The 16,618-nt window shown below is 72.5% G+C and carries 17 protein-coding genes; 9 read left to right on the top strand and 8 right to left on the bottom strand.

Annotated elements, in window-relative coordinates; genetic code table 11:
• Positions 1-72: 72 nt before the first annotated feature.
• Positions 73-720 carry a helix-turn-helix domain-containing protein gene (locus tag PV419_RS10845; protein WP_319687756.1) on the top strand — a complete coding sequence of 216 codons (648 nt, stop codon included), beginning with the start codon at positions 73-75 and terminating at the stop codon, positions 718-720.
• Positions 721-968: 248 nt separating this feature from the next.
• Entirely contained in the window at positions 969-2,477 is a 1,509-nt protein-coding gene (locus PV419_RS10840; RefSeq protein WP_319687755.1) for an MFS transporter, read from the top strand.
• Positions 2,478-2,615: 138 nt separating this feature from the next.
• Here PV419_RS10840 and PV419_RS10835 read toward each other — a convergent pair whose 3' ends face one another.
• A complete protein-coding gene (locus tag PV419_RS10835) occupies positions 2,616-3,125 on the bottom strand; it encodes a MarR family winged helix-turn-helix transcriptional regulator (RefSeq protein ID WP_415925283.1) in 510 nt (169 codons plus the stop codon).
• A 103-nt stretch (positions 3,126-3,228) separates the two neighbouring features.
• Between PV419_RS10835 and PV419_RS10830 the strand changes: the two genes are divergently transcribed.
• On the top strand, positions 3,229-4,041 hold the full coding sequence (locus PV419_RS10830) for a class III extradiol ring-cleavage dioxygenase (RefSeq protein ID WP_319687753.1): 813 nt from the start codon (positions 3,229-3,231) through the stop codon (positions 4,039-4,041).
• Positions 4,042-4,064: 23 nt separating this feature from the next.
• On the opposite strand, the gene PV419_RS10825 is transcribed toward PV419_RS10830, so the two are convergent.
• Together PV419_RS10825 and PV419_RS10820 are read right to left on the bottom strand one after the other, a co-directional pair.
• Positions 4,065-5,234: a questin oxidase family protein gene (locus PV419_RS10825; RefSeq protein WP_319687752.1), complete on the bottom strand. Its 1,170-nt coding sequence runs from the start codon at positions 5,232-5,234 to the stop codon at positions 4,065-4,067.
• 120 nt (positions 5,235-5,354) lie between these two features.
• Positions 5,355-5,828 (bottom strand): hypothetical protein, encoded by a 474-nt coding sequence (locus PV419_RS10820; protein ID WP_319687751.1) that lies wholly within the window; start codon positions 5,826-5,828, stop codon positions 5,355-5,357.
• A 371-nt stretch (positions 5,829-6,199) separates the two neighbouring features.
• Between PV419_RS10820 and PV419_RS10815 the strand changes: the two genes are divergently transcribed.
• Positions 6,200-7,201: an RNA polymerase sigma factor RpoD/SigA gene (locus PV419_RS10815; protein ID WP_319687750.1), complete on the top strand. Its 1,002-nt coding sequence runs from the start codon at positions 6,200-6,202 to the stop codon at positions 7,199-7,201.
• A gap of 87 nt (positions 7,202-7,288) precedes the next feature.
• Here the strand turns inward: PV419_RS10815 and PV419_RS10810 are convergent, their stop codons facing one another.
• Positions 7,289-8,026 (bottom strand): 3-oxoacyl-ACP reductase family protein, encoded by a 738-nt coding sequence (locus PV419_RS10810; protein ID WP_319687749.1) that lies wholly within the window; start codon positions 8,024-8,026, stop codon positions 7,289-7,291.
• A 258-nt stretch (positions 8,027-8,284) separates the two neighbouring features.
• On the opposite strand from PV419_RS10810, the gene PV419_RS10805 reads away from it, so the two are divergent.
• From PV419_RS10805 to PV419_RS10795, 3 genes are all read left to right on the top strand, one after another.
• Positions 8,285-9,046, top strand: coding sequence for a DeoR/GlpR family DNA-binding transcription regulator (locus PV419_RS10805; RefSeq protein WP_319687748.1), 762 nt, complete (start codon positions 8,285-8,287; stop codon positions 9,044-9,046).
• The gene (gene pfkB / locus PV419_RS10800; protein ID WP_319687747.1) at positions 9,043-9,987 is read left to right on the top strand and encodes a 1-phosphofructokinase; all 945 of its coding nucleotides are present in this window, start codon (positions 9,043-9,045) and stop codon (positions 9,985-9,987) included. Before PV419_RS10805 ends, pfkB begins: the two co-directional genes overlap by 4 nt.
• An 85-nt stretch (positions 9,988-10,072) precedes the next feature.
• Positions 10,073-12,187 (top strand): fructose-specific PTS transporter subunit EIIC, encoded by a 2,115-nt coding sequence (locus PV419_RS10795; protein ID WP_319687746.1) that lies wholly within the window; start codon positions 10,073-10,075, stop codon positions 12,185-12,187.
• 106 nt (positions 12,188-12,293) lie between these two features.
• On the opposite strand, the gene PV419_RS10790 is transcribed toward PV419_RS10795, so the two are convergent.
• Together PV419_RS10790 and PV419_RS10785 are read right to left on the bottom strand one after the other, a co-directional pair.
• A complete protein-coding gene (locus tag PV419_RS10790) occupies positions 12,294-13,307 on the bottom strand; it encodes a pyridine nucleotide-disulfide oxidoreductase (RefSeq protein WP_319687745.1) in 1,014 nt (337 codons plus the stop codon).
• 16 nt (positions 13,308-13,323) lie between these two features.
• Complete coding sequence (locus PV419_RS10785; RefSeq protein ID WP_319687744.1) at positions 13,324-14,523, bottom strand: P1 family peptidase; 1,200 nt, start codon at positions 14,521-14,523, stop codon at positions 13,324-13,326.
• A gap of 154 nt (positions 14,524-14,677) precedes the next feature.
• Here PV419_RS10785 and PV419_RS10780 point away from each other — a divergent pair, with 154 nt between their 5' ends.
• Both PV419_RS10780 and PV419_RS10775 read left to right on the top strand, forming a co-directional pair.
• Positions 14,678-15,226 (top strand): AMP-binding protein, encoded by a 549-nt coding sequence (locus PV419_RS10780; RefSeq protein ID WP_319687743.1) that lies wholly within the window; start codon positions 14,678-14,680, stop codon positions 15,224-15,226.
• Between the two features lie 3 nt (positions 15,227-15,229).
• Positions 15,230-15,427, top strand: a complete 198-nt coding sequence (locus tag PV419_RS10775; protein WP_319687742.1) for a hypothetical protein — start codon at positions 15,230-15,232, stop codon at positions 15,425-15,427.
• Between the two features lie 19 nt (positions 15,428-15,446).
• Here the strand turns inward: PV419_RS10775 and mscL are convergent, their stop codons facing one another.
• Both mscL and PV419_RS10765 read right to left on the bottom strand, forming a co-directional pair.
• Positions 15,447-15,932 carry a large conductance mechanosensitive channel protein MscL gene (mscL, locus tag PV419_RS10770; protein ID WP_319687741.1) on the bottom strand — a complete coding sequence of 162 codons (486 nt, stop codon included), beginning with the start codon at positions 15,930-15,932 and terminating at the stop codon, positions 15,447-15,449.
• Positions 15,933-15,989: 57 nt separating this feature from the next.
• Positions 15,990-16,430, bottom strand: coding sequence for an RcpC/CpaB family pilus assembly protein (locus PV419_RS10765; protein ID WP_319687740.1), 441 nt, complete (start codon positions 16,428-16,430; stop codon positions 15,990-15,992).
• Between the last annotated feature and the right edge of the window lie 188 nt (positions 16,431-16,618).

Here is a 16,618-nt window from a genome sequence, read left to right as displayed (position 1 = left end):
CGATGTACGAAACGGGGACCGAGTCCCCGGAAATGTTGAAAGCCGAATCGTCGTGCAGGAAGGAGTGCCGTCGTGGGTACCGTCACCACCCAGCAGCCCGCGCGGCCCAGGCTGCGCGCCGACGCCCTGCGCAACAGGGAGCGGATCGTCGCGGCGGCCCGCGAGGTGCTCGTCGAGTCCGGGGCCGAGGTCTCGCTCGATGAAATCGCTCGACGGGCAGGGGTCGGCAATGCCACCCTTTACCGGCACTTCGCGGACCGCCGCGAGCTGGTGCACCACGTCACCGTCTCGGTGACGGAGCGCATCGCCGACCAGGCCGAGGTCGCCCTGGCGGAGGAGCCCGACGCCTTCGCGGCGCTGCGTCGCTTCGTGCACGCGGCGGCCGAGGAGCGCGTCGGCGCGCTGTGCCCGCTGCTCTCCGACGGCATCGACAAGGAGCACTCTGACCACATCGCCGCGCAAACGCGCCTGGAGGACGCCATCGGCGCCCTGATGACCGCCGGGCGCGACTCCGGCCAGCTGCGCACCGACATCGACGTCGGTGATCTGATGGTCGCCCTGACTCAGCTCACCAGGCCGCTGCCCGGCGGCGCCTGTGTGAACTTCGACATCTTCGTGCACCGGCACCTGCAGCTGTTCCTGGACGGACTGGCTGCCCCGGGGCGCTCCGTACTGTCCGGCTCCGCGGCCACTTTGGAGGATCTGAAGCGTCGTCCGTGACGCACATCACGCGTCGTCCGGTGACCTGGACCGATTAATTCTCGTTCGTTCGCCAGTCAGTCTTCTCGTCGTCAGTAACGGCTCGTAGGCAGTAACGAGCCGTGGCGCCGCCGCTCGATGTCACGTTCCGGAGCGCCGCCACGTCGTTGTTGTGTCAGTCCGTTGCGCTATCAGTTCCTTACGTACGTCCCTTACGCACGCCCGAACGTCCCGTTTTTCGCTCTCCGCACCGCTAGGTAGGTCCACTCATGCCTGAAACGGCACCCTCCGTCGATCCCCGGCGCTGGAAAGCGCTGATATTCATCGCGCTCGCCCAGCTGATGGTCGTGCTCGACGCGACCATCGTGAACATCGCGCTGCCCTCCGCCCAGAAGGCCCTGGACATCTCCGACGGCAACAAGCAGTGGGTCATCACGGCCTACGCGCTGGCCTTCGGCGGTCTGCTGCTCTTCGGCGGACGCCTCGCCGACCTGTGGGGCCGCAAGCAGACCTTCATCGTCGGACTGGTCGGCTTCGCGGCCGCCTCGGCGCTGGGCGGCGCCGCGCTCAACTCCCCGATGCTGCTCGGTGCCCGCGCGCTGCAGGGCGTCTTCGGCGCGCTGCTCGCCCCGTCGGCGCTCTCGCTGCTGGCGGTGACCTTCACCGACGCCAAGGAGCGCGCCAAGGCGTTCGGCATCTTCGGCGCCATCGCGGGTGGCGGCGGTGCCGTCGGTCTGATCCTCGGCGGTGTGCTGACCGAGTACATGAACTGGCGCTGGACGTTCTTCGTCAACATCCCGTTCGCCATCATCGCCGCGGTCGGCGCGATCTCCGTGATCCGTGAGCCCGCCGAGAGCCGCAACCCCGCCAAGCTCGACATCCCCGGTGTTCTGCTGGCCACGCTGGGCCTGGTCTCGCTGGTCTACGCCTTCACCCGCGCCGAGAGCGACGGCTGGACCGCGGGCCTCACCATCGGGCTGTTCGTCGCGGCCGTCGTGCTGCTGGCCGCCTTCGCGGTCGTCGAGTCCCGGGTCAAGGAGCCGCTGCTGCCGCTGCGCGTCGTCACCAACCGCAACCGCGGTGGCGTCTACCTGGCGCTGGGCCTGGCGATCATCGGCATGTTCGGTCTGTTCCTGTTCCTCACCTACTACATGCAGATCGTGAAGGGCTACAGCCCGGTCAAGAGCGGTCTGTCCTTCCTGCCGATGATCGTCGGCATGATCACCGGCTCGACGCAGATCGGCACCCGGCTGATGACCCGGGTCCCGGCCCGCATGCTGATGGGCCCGGGCTTCGTGGTCGCCGCGGTCGGCATGCTGCTGCTGACCCAGATCGACCTGGACACCTCGTACCCGCTCCTGATCCTGCCCGCGTTCCTGCTGCTGGGCCTCGGTATGGGTACGGCGTTCATGCCGGCGATGAGCCTGTCCACGCACGGCGTCCAGCCGCGTGACGCGGGTGTCGCCTCCGCCATGGTCAACACCTCGCAGCAGGTCGGCGGCGCGATCGGCACCGCGCTCCTCAACACCATCGCCACCAGCGCGGGGAACGAGTACGGCAGGTCGCACGCGGCCACGGCCCCCTCGCGGCAGGTGCTGGAGCTTCAGTCGCTGGTGCACGGCTACACCACGGCCATCTGGTGGGCGGTCGGCATCCTGCTGGTCGCCGCGGCGGTCGCCGTCACCTTCGTCACCGCCGGGCGGCAGGACGGCGGCTCCGCGGCCACCGGCTCCGGCGAGGGCGCGGCCGAGGACGCGATCCCGGTCATGGCGCACTGATACGCGCGGCACGGCTGCGGCTGTGGCTGCGGCTGTCGCTGTACGACGCGGAAAGCCCCGCTCCGGGAGGAGCGGGGCTTTCCGCGGTTTCCGTGCCCGTTTCCGTGCCCGTTTCAGAGCCGGTTTCCGTGCCCGGGGTCAGCGCAGCCAGGGGAGGTCGGCGCCTTTCGGTTGCAGGCCGTCGGCGATGATGCGGCATATGTCGCCGAACTGGCGGACCTGCTCCGGTGTGAGCCGGTCGAACACGGCCGCGCGCACGGCCTCGACATGGCCGGGCGCCGCCTTCTGCAGCACCTCGAACCCCTCGTCCGTCAGCACGGCGTTCTGGCCGCGCTTGTCGGAGGTGCAGTCCTCGCGCCGTACCCAGCCGTTCTTCTCCAAGCGGGTGATGGCGTGTGAGAGGCGGGACCGGGTGATCTTCGCGGCCTCGGCCAGCTCCGTCATCCGCAGCCGGTGTCGAGGCGCCCAGGAGAGCTTCACCAGCAGGCCGTAGTACACGTGCGGCATGCCCGCGTCGCGCTGCAGCTGACGGTCGAGATGGTCTTCGAGCAGCATGTTCGCCTGGACGTAGGCCTGCCAGGTGTGCTGCTCGTCATCGCTGAGCCAGCGGGGGTCTTCGGCGTCTGCGGGGGTCTTCATGGCTTCCACAAGTCCATTGTATGAGTCATTTCTTGAAATTTAAACTACTGGTCACTACAGTAAGTCCCGAAAACTTTTCTTGAGAGTTCAAGTTATGGCTTCGGGAGCCGCCATGTCCGCCGCCACCACACCGTCCGCTTCCTCGTCCGCACCGGGCGGGCGCATGCCCGCCCTCTACCTCAGCCACGGCGCGCCGCCGCTCGCCGACGACCCGGTCTGGCCCGGCCAGCTCGCCGCCTGGTCGGCAGGGCTGCCCCGGCCCAACGCGATCCTGATGGTCTCCGCCCACTGGGAGGAGGCGCCGCTGGCCCTCGGGGCCACCCAGGCCGTGCCGCTGGTGTACGACTTCTGGGGCTTCCCCGAGCACTACTACCGGGTGCGGTACGACGCCCCCGGCGCGCCCGAGCTCGCCGAGCGGGTGCGCGGGACGCTGCGTACGGCGGGCACGCCCGTCCAGGACATACCGGACCGGGGCCTGGACCACGGCGCGTACGTCCCGCTCGTCGAGATGTACCCGGACGCCGACATCCCCGTACTGCAGGTGTCGATGCCCACCCTCGACCCGAGCGAGCTGATGGCCATCGGCCGCAAGCTCGCCCCGCTGCGGGACGAGGGCGTGCTGATCGTCGGCAGCGGCTTCTTCACCCACAACCTGGCCGCGCTGCGGAACGTGGGGCCGATGCCGCCCGGCTGGTCGACGGAGTTCGACGACTGGGGGCAGCGGGCGCTGGACGCCCAGGACGTCGACGCGCTGCTGGACTTCGAGCGCAAGTCCCCGGCGGGCCGCCTGGCCCACCCGCGCACCGAGCACTTCGCCCCGCTGTTCGTCACCCTGGGCGCCGCGGAGTCCGACCTCGGCAGCCAGCGCAGCGTCATCGACGGCTTCTGGATGGGGCTGGCCAAGCGGTCCGTGCAGTTCGGCTGACGGTCGCGCGCGGATGCGCGGGGTCAGGCGATCGGCTCGATGAGCGCGCATGCGCGCAGGGCCGCGGCCAGGGCGAGGTCGTCGCCCCCGCCGGTCGCCTCCGCCTCCGCCGCTTCCGATATCGCTGCTTTAGGCATCGCCACGACATCGAGCACGGTGTCGGTCAGCTTGATCGCGTGCTCGTCGCCGTGTGCGGCGGCGCGAGTGAAGACCTCCTCGGCCCGCTCGGCAGGCGTGGCCCCGGCCGGTACGGACGGCAGCTCGCCGGGCGGAACGGCCGTGGGCGGCGCGTACGCGGCCAGCACCGCGGCGTTCGCCGCCCATGCCGCGTCCAGGCTGGTCGCCCACAGCTCGCGCGGGAGCGCGGGCAGGGTGCGCAGCACGGCGTTGGGCGCGGTCACGGCGTGGACCAGCATGATCGGCGAGCCGTGGGCGTGGGTGGCGTAGCGGTGGGCCGCGGACCGTACGAGCTCGGCCAGCAGCTCGCGCGCCCGGTCCGGGCCGAGCGCCCCGGGGCCGGGATCGGGCCAGACCGGGAACCTGGTGATCTGCGCCAGCCGGTCGCGGATGCCGCCGCTCTGGTCCGCGACGCGCGGTACGGCGGCCATCGCCTCGGCGGCGGTGCGCGGGGCGGGTCCGGGCAGCCGGTCGAGCGGGGGCAGCGGGGCGTGGCGGGCGGCCCAGTAGCCGAGAGCGTGGGCCAGCTCACGGGCGCGGGGCCCGGTCGCGAGCTCGTCGGTGCGGAACCCGGCGGGGGAGTGGGCGTCCTGGAGGTCGGCGGCGGGGCGCGTCTCGCCGAGCAGGGTGCGTACCGCGTGGCCGACGCGGATGACCGGGTGCGTCGCCCCGCCGGCGATCCCGGGCAGCAGCCGCGGCCACCACCGGGCGAGGACCTCGCGCCAGGGGCGGTCGGCGAGCTCGCGGGTGAAGTACGCGGCCCAGTCGGCGATCCGGCGTGGGTCGCCGAGCGCCTCGGGCCAGTTCTCCGCGGTGACGGTGGCGTACGGGGTCGGCATGTCCTCGAGCTTGCCGGCGTAGTAGTCGAGCCAGCGGTGCACCGAGGGGCCCTGCCCGTGCCGGACCAGGGCCTCGACGGCCATCGGGGCGTGGTTGGTCAGCCAGCCGCCGCGCTCGGGGCCCGTGGCGTGCAGCCGTTCCAGTGCTTCGTCGAGGGTGCCGCTCGTGTCGTCCATGCACGCCACGCTAGGCAGGGGCGCCGGGCACCGTAACGGTCCGGCGATGTACCGGAGCGGGGCCCGCGGACCTACGCCGCGCGGTCGGGGCCTGTGGACCTAGGGATGGCCGGGGATGCCCTAGGGGCCGTCCCTTTCAGCCGGCTTTGTCGGAGCGGGGGTGGAAGACATGGAGCGGGTGCGGAAGACATAGAGGGACGCGGCGTACATCGCCAGCGCGCCGCCGAGGCCCATCATCGAGGAGCGGAACACGGCGTGCCCGCTCAGGCTGTACATGAAGCCGAAGGCACAGCCGAAGAGCGCTCCGTACGCGGCCGACCTCAGCTCCGGCATCAGGGCGGACTGGACCCTGCCGACGAGATAGCAGAGCGCCCCGACGACCACGGCCGCCACCACGCCGAGCAGGGCGGCCCAGGGCGCAGGGGTCCCCTGGTTGTGGTCGATGAACATCGCCCATCCGCCGTAGAGGATGCCCAGGACGACCGGGACCACCCAGGACGCGGAGGGATGCGGGCGGGCCTGGAGGTGGGGGTGCGGAATGCGGAGGTGCGGGTGATGGCGGTGGCGCGCCGGAGCTGCGGTGGGGGCGTTCATGGCAGGCTCTCCTTCCGTGGCGCCCTGACCTCTCACTCACCAGCGCACACCCGGGTGACGGACCCGGCAACTCGGCCGGGCGCCGTGCGGCGTCGGTGGGGCGGCCGCGCAACCGGAATCCGGCCGGGGACGTCTTGGGGGGTGAGAGCAACCGCGGGCGCCGACCGGATGACACCCGCCCTGACCTGCACTTCCAGGTGTTATGAGGACAAATCGACGCCGCGTGTTCGGACAGGGTACTGCATGATCGCGAAAAGGTGTGCGCTGCATGGGAATTCTGTCCGGATTCCAGTCGTTGTTTCCATCGGACGGGGCACCCGGCAGGAACACCGTCCATAGTCCGCGCCCGATCCATCTGTAAGGGAGCACGCATGGCAACCCGTGCCGTCGCCCGCAATCAGGCCACCGGCAGTGGCGCTGATGGGGCCAACAGTGTTCGCGCCACAGGCGGGGAGATCGCCGATCGCGACCTGGTCGGCATGTATCTCGACGAGATCGCTCGAACCCCGCTGCTCGACGCGGCCAAAGAGGTCGAGCTGTCTCAGGCCATCGAAGCCGGTGTCTATGCCCAGCAGATCCTGGACGGTGAGATCGACGAGGCCCCGGCGGCCGGTGCGAGCCGCGAGGAGCTGGAGGCGATAGCCGCCGAGGGCGCCCGCGCCAAGGACGTCTTCATCCGCTCCAACCTGCGCCTGGTCGTGGCCGTCGCGCGCCGGTACCCGCGTAGCGGGCTGCCGCTTCTCGACCTGATCCAGGAGGGAAACGCAGGCCTGGTCCGCGCGGTGGAGAAGTTCGACTACACCAAGGGCTTCAAGTTCTCGACGTATGCCACGTGGTGGATCCGGCAGGCCATCACGCGCTCGATCGCCGACCAGTCACGCACCATCCGGCTGCCCGTCCACCTGGTCGAGGAGCTCGGCCGGATCCGGCGGGTGCAGCGCGAGTTCAACCGTGAGCACGGCCGTGAGCCGGAGCACTCGGAGATTGCCCAGGAGCTCGGCTCCACGACCGAGCGGGTCTCGGACGTGCTCGACTGGGCCCGCGACCCCGTCAGCCTGAACATGTCGGTGGACGACGAGGGCGAGACCCAGTTCGGCGATCTGCTGGAGGACACCTCGGCCGTCTCGCCCGAGCAGTCGGTGATGACGCTGCTGCGCAGCGAGGAGCTGGAGGATCTGATCGGCCGGCTCGACGACCGCACCGCGTCCATCATCAAGGCGCGTTACGGCATCGACGACGGGCGGGAGCGCACGCTCACCGAGGTCGGCAAGCAGCATGGCCTCACGCGCGAGCGGATCCGCCAGATCGAGAAGCACGCGCTGCTTGAGCTGAAGAAGATGGCGCGCCAGACCGGCTTCGACGAAGCGGCCTGAGCCACCGCCCCTCATCACCCCGGTCTGCCCATAGCCGAGCCCCGGCGCCTCTCCCCCCCCAGGCGCCGGGGCTCAACCCTGAGTAGCTCAGGCGGCGAAGCCACCGTCCACGGCGATCGACGCCCCCGTGATGTACCGGCCGTCGTCCCCGGCGAGGTGGGAGACGGTCGCGGCGATCTCCGACGGCCGCCCGTAGCGGCCGAGCGCGGTGAAGCCGCTCTGCATGGCGGCGCTCTCCCCGTCGGCGGGGTTCATATCGGTGTCGATGGGGCCGGGGTGGATGAGGTTGGCGGTGATGCCGCGCGGGCCGAGCTCGCGGGCCAGCGCCTTGGTCAGGCCGGTGAGGGCGGTCTTGCTCATCGCGTACAGCGAGCCGCCGGGGAAGGCGACGCGCTCGGCCATGCAGCTGCCGATGTTGATGATGCGCCCGCCATCGGTCAGGTGGCGGGCGGCGGCCTGGGCGGCCAGGAAGGGTGCGCGGACGTTGACGGCGAGGACGCGGTCCACGTCCTCCGTCGTCAGGTCGCCGATCGGGCCGAGCACGCCGGTGCCCGCGTTGTTGACCAGGATGTCGAGCCGCCCGAACTCCGCGGCCGCACCGGCCACGGCCTCGCGTACGGCGCGCGGGTCCGCGCTGTCGGCCTGGACGGCACAGGCCCGGCGGCCCAGGGCCTTGATCCGGTCGACGACGGCCGCCGCCCGCTCCTCGCTGTTCTGATAGGTGAGGGCGACATCGGCGCCGTCCTCGGCGAGCCGGAGTGCCACCGCTTCGCCGATGCCCCGGCTGCCGCCGGTGACCAGTGCCGCCTTACCGTCGAGTGCCATCTGTGCCCCTCGTTCTGTTGTGGTCTGTGCTGTTGTGGTCTGTGCCGTCCTGGAGGACATGGCTCGATCCTCGTGGGGCGGGGGCGGAGATTCCGGCGGCATTCGGACGTCGCACTGCCATGCCCGATCGGGTCCGGCTTCGGTCCGGGCGTGTCCGTACGGGATTGTTTTCTGCCCGAGTCTGTTTACTTCCCGGCATTGGGGACGTAATCTGGCCGCGAAATCACAGGTTCGGGCATGGAAAGGACGTAAACCCACATGTACGCACCGGAGCGGCAGCAGGAGATCCTCCGGCTGGCCCGCGAGAGCGGGCGGGTGGATGTGCTGTCCCTCGCCGAGGAGTTCCAGGTCACCGCCGAGACGGTGCGGCGCGACCTGCGGGCGCTCGACCGGGCGGGCCTGGTCCGCCGCGTGCACGGGGGTGCCATCCCGGCCGGCCGTCTCGACTTCGAACCCGACCTCGCCGAGCGCGAGAGCACCGCCGCGGACGAGAAGGACCGCATCGCCCGCGCCGCCGTCGCCGAACTGCCCGCCGACGGCAGCGTGATCATCGACGCGGGCTCGACGGCGGCCCGGCTCGCCGCCGCGGTCCCGCTGGAGTCCGACCTGACCGTCGTCACCCACGCGCTGCCGATCGCCGCCCGGCTCGCCGACCACCCCGGCATCGCCCTCCACCTCGTCGGCGGCCGGGTCCGCCACCGCACGCGCGCCGCGGTGGACGCGTGGGCGCTGCGCGGCTACAGCGAGATCAAGGCTGATGTCGTCTTCCTCGCCACCAACGGCTTCTCGCTCGATGGCGGTCTGACCACCCCCGACCTCGCGGAGGCCGCCGTCAAGCGCGCCATCGTCGCCGCCGCCCGCCGGGTCGTCCTCCTCGCCGACTCGTCCAAGTTCGGCCAGGAGCACTTCGCCCGGTTCGGCGACCTCGGCCATGTCGATCTGCTCATCACCGACACCGGGCTCAGCCCGCAGGACGCCCTCGCCATCGAGCGGCAGGGCACGGAAGTAGCGCGCGTATGATCCTCACCGTCACCCCCAATCCCAGCCTGGACCGTACGTATGAGATTCCGGCGCTGGAGCGCGGCGCCGTGCTGCGCGCCGCGGCCGACCGGGTCGACCCCGGCGGCAAGGGAGTCAACGTCTCGCGGGCCGTGGCCGCCGCCGGGCACCGCACGGTCGCCGTACTGCCGTTGGGCGGGCCGGAGGGTGCGCTGCTGGCGCGGCTGCTCGGCGAGCTGGGGATCGAGGCCGCGGGCGTCCCCGTGCAGGGTTCGACCCGGGTCAACATCTCCGTGGCCGAGCCCGACGGCACCCTTACCAAGATCAACGCGGCCGGGCCGGAGCTGACCGCCGCCGAGGCGGAGGCGCTGCTGGAGGCCGTACGGACGCAGTCGGCCGACGCCGACTGGATCGCCTGCTGCGGCAGCCTGCCCCGCGGGCTCGCCCCCGAGTGGTACGCCGAACTCGTGGCGCGGGCCCACCGCGCGGGCGCCCGGATCGCCCTGGACACCTCCGGCCCCTCGCTCACGGCGGCCCTGCGCGAGCGCCCCGACGTCGTCAAGCCGAACGCCGAGGAGCTGGCAAAGGCCGTGGGCCGCCCGCTGGCCACCGTCGGCGACGCGGTCAAGGCGGCCGAGGAGCTGCGGGCGCTCGGCGCGCGCGCCGTCCTGGCCAGCCTCGGCGCGGACGGTCAGCTGCTCGTCGACGAGACCGGCACCTACTTCGGCGCGGCCCGGGTCGCCGCCGTCCGCAGTAATGTCGGTGCGGGCGACGCTTCCCTCGCCGGATTCCTCGCCGCGGGCGGCCTCGGGCCGGCCGCCCTGGCCTCGGCCGTGGCACACGGCGCGGCCGCCGTACAACTGCCGGGCAGCGTCATGCCCACCCCGGCCGACCTGGACCCGTCCGCGGTCACCACGCCCGCGGACGTCCCGCTGGACCGCGCCCTCACGGAGCCCGCGTGACCAGCCCGACCCCCCTCCCAACCCCCTGTCCCCCTCCGCCCGCCCACCTTCCCCGGGGCGGTATCGCATGCAAGGGAGCCGCGAGATGAGTGAGCTGATCACCGCGGATCTGGTCGACCTGGACCTGTCCGCCGACACCAAGGAAGCGGCCGCCCGGTCGCTCGCCGAACGCATGGTCGCGGCCGGCCGCGTCACGGACCTCGACGGCTTCCTCGCCGACGTGGCAGCCCGTGAGGCGCAGATGCCGACCGGCCTGGACGGCGGCATCGGCATACCGCACTGCCGCAGTGAGCATGTCACCGAGCCGACGCTGGCCTTCGGTCGCAGCGCCGCGCGCATCGACTTCGGCGCCCCGGACGGGCCGGCCGACCTGATCTTCCTGATAGCCGCCCCGGCGGGCGCTGACAGCGATCACCTGACCATCCTGTCCGGCCTGGCGCGCCAGCTGATGAACGCCGAGTTCACCGGCGCGCTGCGCTCGGCCGCCGACCCGCGACAGGCGGCCGCCCTGATCCGCGGCGACCAGCCGGAACCGCCGTCGGCGGCCGGCGCCGACGCCGGAGCCGAGGCGGACACCGAGGTCCCGGCGGCCGACGCCGGAGCCGAGGCGGCCGCCGCCGCGCCGGGCGGGGCCCCTTCCGGCGCCGGGGCCGAGCCCGTGGCGTCCGCGCCCTTCCGGATCGTGGCCGTCACCTCCTGCCCCACCGGCATCGCGCACACCTACATGGCAGCCGAGTCGCTGGAGAACGCGGCTCGGGAGGCCGGGGTCGAGCTGGTGGTCGAGACCCAGGGCTCGGCCGGGTTCGACAAGCTTTCCCCCGCGACCATCGCCGCCGCCGACGCGGTGATCTTCGCGCATGACGTGGAGGTGCGGGACAAGAGCCGGTTCGCCGGGAAGCCGACCGTCGACGTCGGGGTGAAGGCGGGCATCAACCGCCCTGCCGAGCTGATCGCCGAGGTGCGGGAGAAGGCCGCGCGCGGCGAGATCAGCGCACCGGCCGCCGCCTCCGCGGGCGCCGACCGCTCGGCGCCGATGGATGCGGCCGGCGAGCCCGGCGACCGTTTCGGCACCCGGCTGCGCAAGTGGCTGATGACGGGCGTCAGCTACATGGTCCCGTTCGTGGCCGCGGGCGGTCTGCTGATCGCGCTGGCCTTCGCGATCGGCGGCTACGAGATCGCGAGCGCCAAGTCCGTCGCCGACCACTTCGTGTGGACCGAGCAGGACAGCTGGGCGGCGCTGCTCTTCCAGGTCGGCGGGGCGGCGTTCACCTTCCTGGTGCCGGTCCTGGCCGGCTATATCGCCTACGGCATGGCCGACCGCCCCGGACTGGTGCCCGGCTTCGTCGGCGGTTACATCGCGACCACCATCAAGGCGGGCTTCCTGGGCGGCCTGGTCGCGGGTCTGATCGCGGGCGCGGTCGTGATGGGCATCCAGCGGTTCAAGGTCCCGGCGTCGCTGCGCGGCATCATGCCGGTCGTGGTGATACCGCTGATCTCCTCGGCGGTCGTCGGCTTCCTGATGTTCGTGGTGATCGGCAAGCCCATCGCCTCCGCTCAGAAGGGCATGACCGACTGGCTCAACGGCCTCTCCGGCACGAACGCCATCATGCTCGGCGTCCTCCTCGGTCTGATGATGTGCTTCGACCTGGGCGGCCCGGTCAACAAGGTCGCGTACGCCTTCGCGACCGGCGGCATCACGGTGGCGAACCCGAGCGATGGCAGCCTCAAGATCATGGCCGCGGTGATGGCGGCCGGCATGGTCCCGCCGCTGGCCATGGCGCTGGCCACCGTCGTCCGCGGACAGCTGTTCACCAAGACCGAGCGGGAGAACGGCAAGGCGGCCTGGGTGCTGGGAGCCTCCTTCATCAGCGAGGGCGCGATCCCCTTCGCGGCGGCGGACCCGCTGCGGGTGATCCCCTCCTCGATGGTGGGCGGCGCGGTCACCGGCGCGCTGTCGATGCTCTTCGACTGCACGCTGCGCGCCCCGCACGGCGGCATCTTCGTGGTCCCGCTGATCGGCCAGCCGTTCCTGTACCTGCTGGCCATCGCGGTGGGCACGGCGGTCTCGGCCGGTCTGGTCATCGTCCTCAAGGGGATGCGCAAGACCGCCAGGCCCGAGACGGCCGCCCCGGCCGCCGACGGCGAGGCCGCCACGGGCGCCGGCGCCGGCGGCGAGGCCAAGGTCCCCGTCACGGTCTGATCCGGCTGACCACCACAACCACCACCACCACCACCACAACAACCGCCGCCCTCCGCGGCGTCCTCCCCTCGGCGGTGAGACGGATCCACTCCGTCTCACCGCCGAGTCATGCGCGGGGCGGTACGTCATCCGTCACCTCCGTCGGCAGGCCGCGTGATGCGTAGTAGGCGCCGAGCGCGGCCTCGCTCCCGGACCCCATGGCGGTCGCGATCCGCTGGAAGCGGGCGGAGCGCAGATCGCCCGCGGTGAAGACCCTCGGGTGCTGATGGGAGGGCGGACAGTAGCCCGAGGCCTCGGCGGAGAGGTCCCCGCCGGGCGGCATCGGGCCGCTGCCGAGGTTGCGGAACCCGCGGTGGCCGGTCAGCGTTCGCCGGTCGCCCTCCACGGTCAACACCTCGGCCGTCAGCGGCGACTCGGCTGAAAGCGGCGTCTCGGGCACGCGGAGCTGCCCGGACGAGGGCGGCGCGAGGGTCAGATGACGCACCGGCACCAGCTCGACCCGCGGGTCCTGGGCGACCTCCTCGGCCTTGTACGCGTCGCCCGGCGGACAGGCGACGACAAAGCGGCTCTCCAGGCCCGGATGGGCCCGCAGATAGGTGCCGAGCGGCCGGTCCGCGCCGAGGACCAGCGCGGTGCGGCCGGTGAGCGCGGCAGGGTCCGCCTCCCACAGCGGGGGCAGCGCCAGCCCCTCGTGACCGTCGATCCACCCGGCGTCCTCCAGCCGCAGCGGTCCGACGCCGGTGGCGACCACGGCGTACGGAGCGGTCAGCAGCAGACCGGGACCGGATGCCCTCGCGGGCACGGTGGCGACCTCCACCCGGTCCGCGTGGGCACCGATCCGCACGGCGCGCCGGCCGAGCTCCACCCGGCACAGGTCACAACGGCCGACATCGGCCGTGATCGCCGCCGCCAGAGCGGGGCCGGTGGAGAAGCCCAGCACATTGCCGAGCACCGGGATACGCTCCAGCGCCCGGCACAGCGCCTCATCCGACTCGACGAGCACGGACCGCATACCGAGACCCGCCGCCATCACCACGGCTGCGCAGCCGGCCGGGCCACCGCCGACGACGATCAGGTCGGCCTCCCCGCCGACGGCATCCACGGCGCTGGTTTCCGCCATCGATCCCCTCACTTCCCTACGGGGCTCCGACCCCGTCGTCCGTCTCGCCCTCCGGCCCGGCCGCCCCGGCGCCGTACAGCTCGCGGTACGAGGGGAACACGCCCCCCGGCCCGTCCACCCCCTCAGCCGCCAGCACCCCCTTGACCACCGCCCGCGTCAGCACATCCGCCCCTGCGGCCAGCACCTCATTCAGCGCCCCGGCCTCCAGATGCACCCCGAAGGCAGGGTCCTGCCCGCCGTCGGCGCCCTCGGGCACGAGCGGGCGGTCGCCCGTCGCCAGCGCGAAGACCGTGTCGCCGTCGGACAGCAGATGCACGGGCCGCACCGCGCGCGACAGGCCGTCGTGCGCCGTGCCCGCGAGCTTGTGCGCCTGGGCGCGGCTGAGCACCGCGTCGGTGGCGACCACCGCCAAAGTGGTGTTCAGCGGGGGCCGCACGGACGCCGCCGAACGCCGCTCCGACTCGGCCCGCGCGGCTGCCAGCCGACGCTGCGCCCTGGCGTGCTCCGCCTCGCCGGGGCGCCGGACCCGGCCGCCCCGCGCCGGCTCATATGGCTCGCCGAACCACTCCCCGTACAGCGCGCCCGTCAGCGGATCGACCACCGAGCCCGCCGCGTTGACCGCCGCCAGGGCGGCCACGGTGATCCCGGAGGGCAGGACCACGCTCGCCGATCCGATGCCTCCCTTGATGCCTCCCGCCACCGCGCCTGTGCCGGCCCCCACACTGCCCTGCGCGACCGACGCGCCCACGTCCGTACCGGCCGCGGCCTCGATGGCCTCACGCCCCAGCGCGGCGCCCGGCCGGGCCCGCCAGTCGCCCCCGCGCCCGAGGTCGAAGAGGGCGGCGGCCGGCACGACCGGCACCACTTGGGCCGGGTCGGGGCCGACCCGGAAGCCGCGGCCCCGCTCCTCCAGCCAGGCGGCCACTCCGGAAGCGGCGTCCAGCCCGAACGCGCTGCCGCCGGTCAGCACGACGGCGTCGACGCGCTGGACGAGATTGCGCGGATCGAGGGCGTCGGTCTCGCGGGTGCCGGGGCCGCCGCCCCGGACATCGACCGCGGCGATCGCACCTCCCGCGGGGGCCAGTACGACGGTCGTGCCGGTGAGCCATCCGCCGTCGGTCCGCCGCGCGTGGCCCACGCGTAGCCCGGGTACATCCGTCAGGGCGTCGACCTGGCCGGGGCGGGCGGGTCGGGGTGTCGTCCGGTCGGTATCCATGGGCGCTATGCGTAGCACGGAAGCCCTGGCGAGGGGGCTGTCGGGGCAGGAGCCTTCGCATGGGCCCCTCATCAACAGGACGTTCATCAGACGTTGATGGGTCAACGGCAGGCTGTGCGACATGCCGTTCGCCCACGTCCGAAGGAAGACCAACGTGCCCCGTACGTCTCGGACGGAGGAGCTCCCGACCCTGGCCGCTGCCACGCGGCAGGCGCCCCGGGTGGCCCTCCGCTGGATCAGTGAGCCGGACTGCGAAGAAGAGCTGACGCACGCCGAACTGCTGGACCAGGCGGGTCGGGCGGCGGCGGCCCTCACCAGGCTCGGGGTGCGCGCGGGGGACCGGGTGGCGGTGCATCTGCCGCTGATCCCCGAGTCCGTCATCGCCACGCTCGCCTGCGGCCGCCTCGACGCCGTACGCTCCACCCTCCCCGTCGGGCTGCGCGCCCATGAGCTGCGCGACCGGCTGGCGGGGGTGGACGCGAAGGTGCTGATCACCGCCGACGGCAACTGGCGGCGTGGGGAGCCGCAGTCGCTCAAGCCGCTGATCGACCGGGCGCTGGCGGGCAGCACGCGGATCCCGAAGGTCCTGGTCGTCCACCGCCTGGCCCGCCCCGTGTCGTGGACGCCCGGCCGGGACCTGTGGTGGCACGAGCAGCTGGACGGCGCCACTTCCGACGCGCCGTCCAGCCGGTCGTACTCTTGACGCATGAGCACCGCCCCCGACCCCGGACCGCGCGACCCGGCAGCCGCGCTGATCTTCGACGATCCGCTGGCGCAGCGGTCCTCGGACGACACGGACCGCGGCTGGGGTGAGCGCCCGCCCGGCGGCGACACCGGCCATGGCACCGACAGCGCCGCGGACCTGGCCCGCTTCCTCGACGAGAAGCCGCCCCACCACCTCTGAGCCCTGGCGCCCCGAGGGCTCAGGTGCTCGATCGCCTGCTCTCGCTCGCACCACCGCGCAGCGCGACCAGCTCGTCCCTTATCTCGCGGAGCAGCGCGATCTCGGCGCTGTCCGCCTCGGCCTGCTTCTCCTCTTCCCGCCGATCCTTGGCGGCCTTCCGCGCCAGATAGCGCGACATGGGCAGCACCATCAGGAAGTACACCACCGCTGCCGTGATCAGGAAGGTGAGCACGGCGCTCAGCACGGTCCCCCAGAGGATGGGAATGCCCTTCGTGACCTCGCCCGCGGCGTTCGTCTCGCAGGGGGCCTCCAGGCAGGAGCGGTACTTCTCCAGGTCCTTGGTGCCGAAGGCGCCGATGACTGGATTGATCAAGCCCTTCACTATGGAGTTCACGACACCCGTGAAGGCGGCTCCGACCACGACCGCGACAGCCAGATCGATGACGTTCCCGCGCATCAGGAAGGCCTTGAAGCCCTCCACGACGCTCTTCTTTTCCTCGCTCAACCTTTTGCCTCTCTCTTGCCGCGCCGGTTCTGGAGCGGACGGCTCCGCAACCTACGGTCAAGATCGGCACAGCGCCACCGCCAACCTCGATGTGGCCGCCGCACCGGCCAGGGCCGCCGCGGTCTGCCGCGGCACCGCGAGCACCACCAGCGCCCCGTCACCCGCCGCTCCGAGGTCGCCGGTCTCGACGTCCGCCGCCGCCACACGCCCCGGTCGCGGCACATCGGTCACCCGCGCTCCGCGAGCGACCACGTGCGCGGGGGCCGGGCCACGGGCCTGACCGGCCCCCGGGGCGGCCAGCACATCCACGCGGTCTCCGGGGCGCAGCAGCCGCACGGCCGCCGCGTCGGCGATCCGGACCGGCGCGGACACCACGGCCGGACGCGGCTCGGGTCGACCCACGTCCGGCGGTGAGGCCGCAGCCGGACGTGGGTCGGAGCCGCCGGAGGGCGCGGCGGCCGCCAGCGCGGCCGCGGTCACCGCCAGACCCGCCGCCATCGAGCGTCGTCGCCGCCGTAACGCGCGCCGCAGCCGATGGCCGCCGCGGCCCACCCGCACCGGTCCGAACCGTGGCACCACGCACGTCGGGGGAGTGCGACGGGACCGCTCGGCCCAGGACGGAGCTGAGCGGAGCCGGGACGCGGGCGAAGGCGATGAAGACGAAGAAGGCGACGAAGAAGGAGAGA

This window comes from Streptomyces sp. ME19-01-6 (genome assembly GCF_033793745.1).
Classification (GTDB): Bacteria; Actinomycetota; Actinomycetes; order Streptomycetales; family Streptomycetaceae; genus Streptomyces.
Note: the sequence above shows the minus strand (reverse complement) of the source record. Positions and strands in the feature narration are given on the sequence as shown.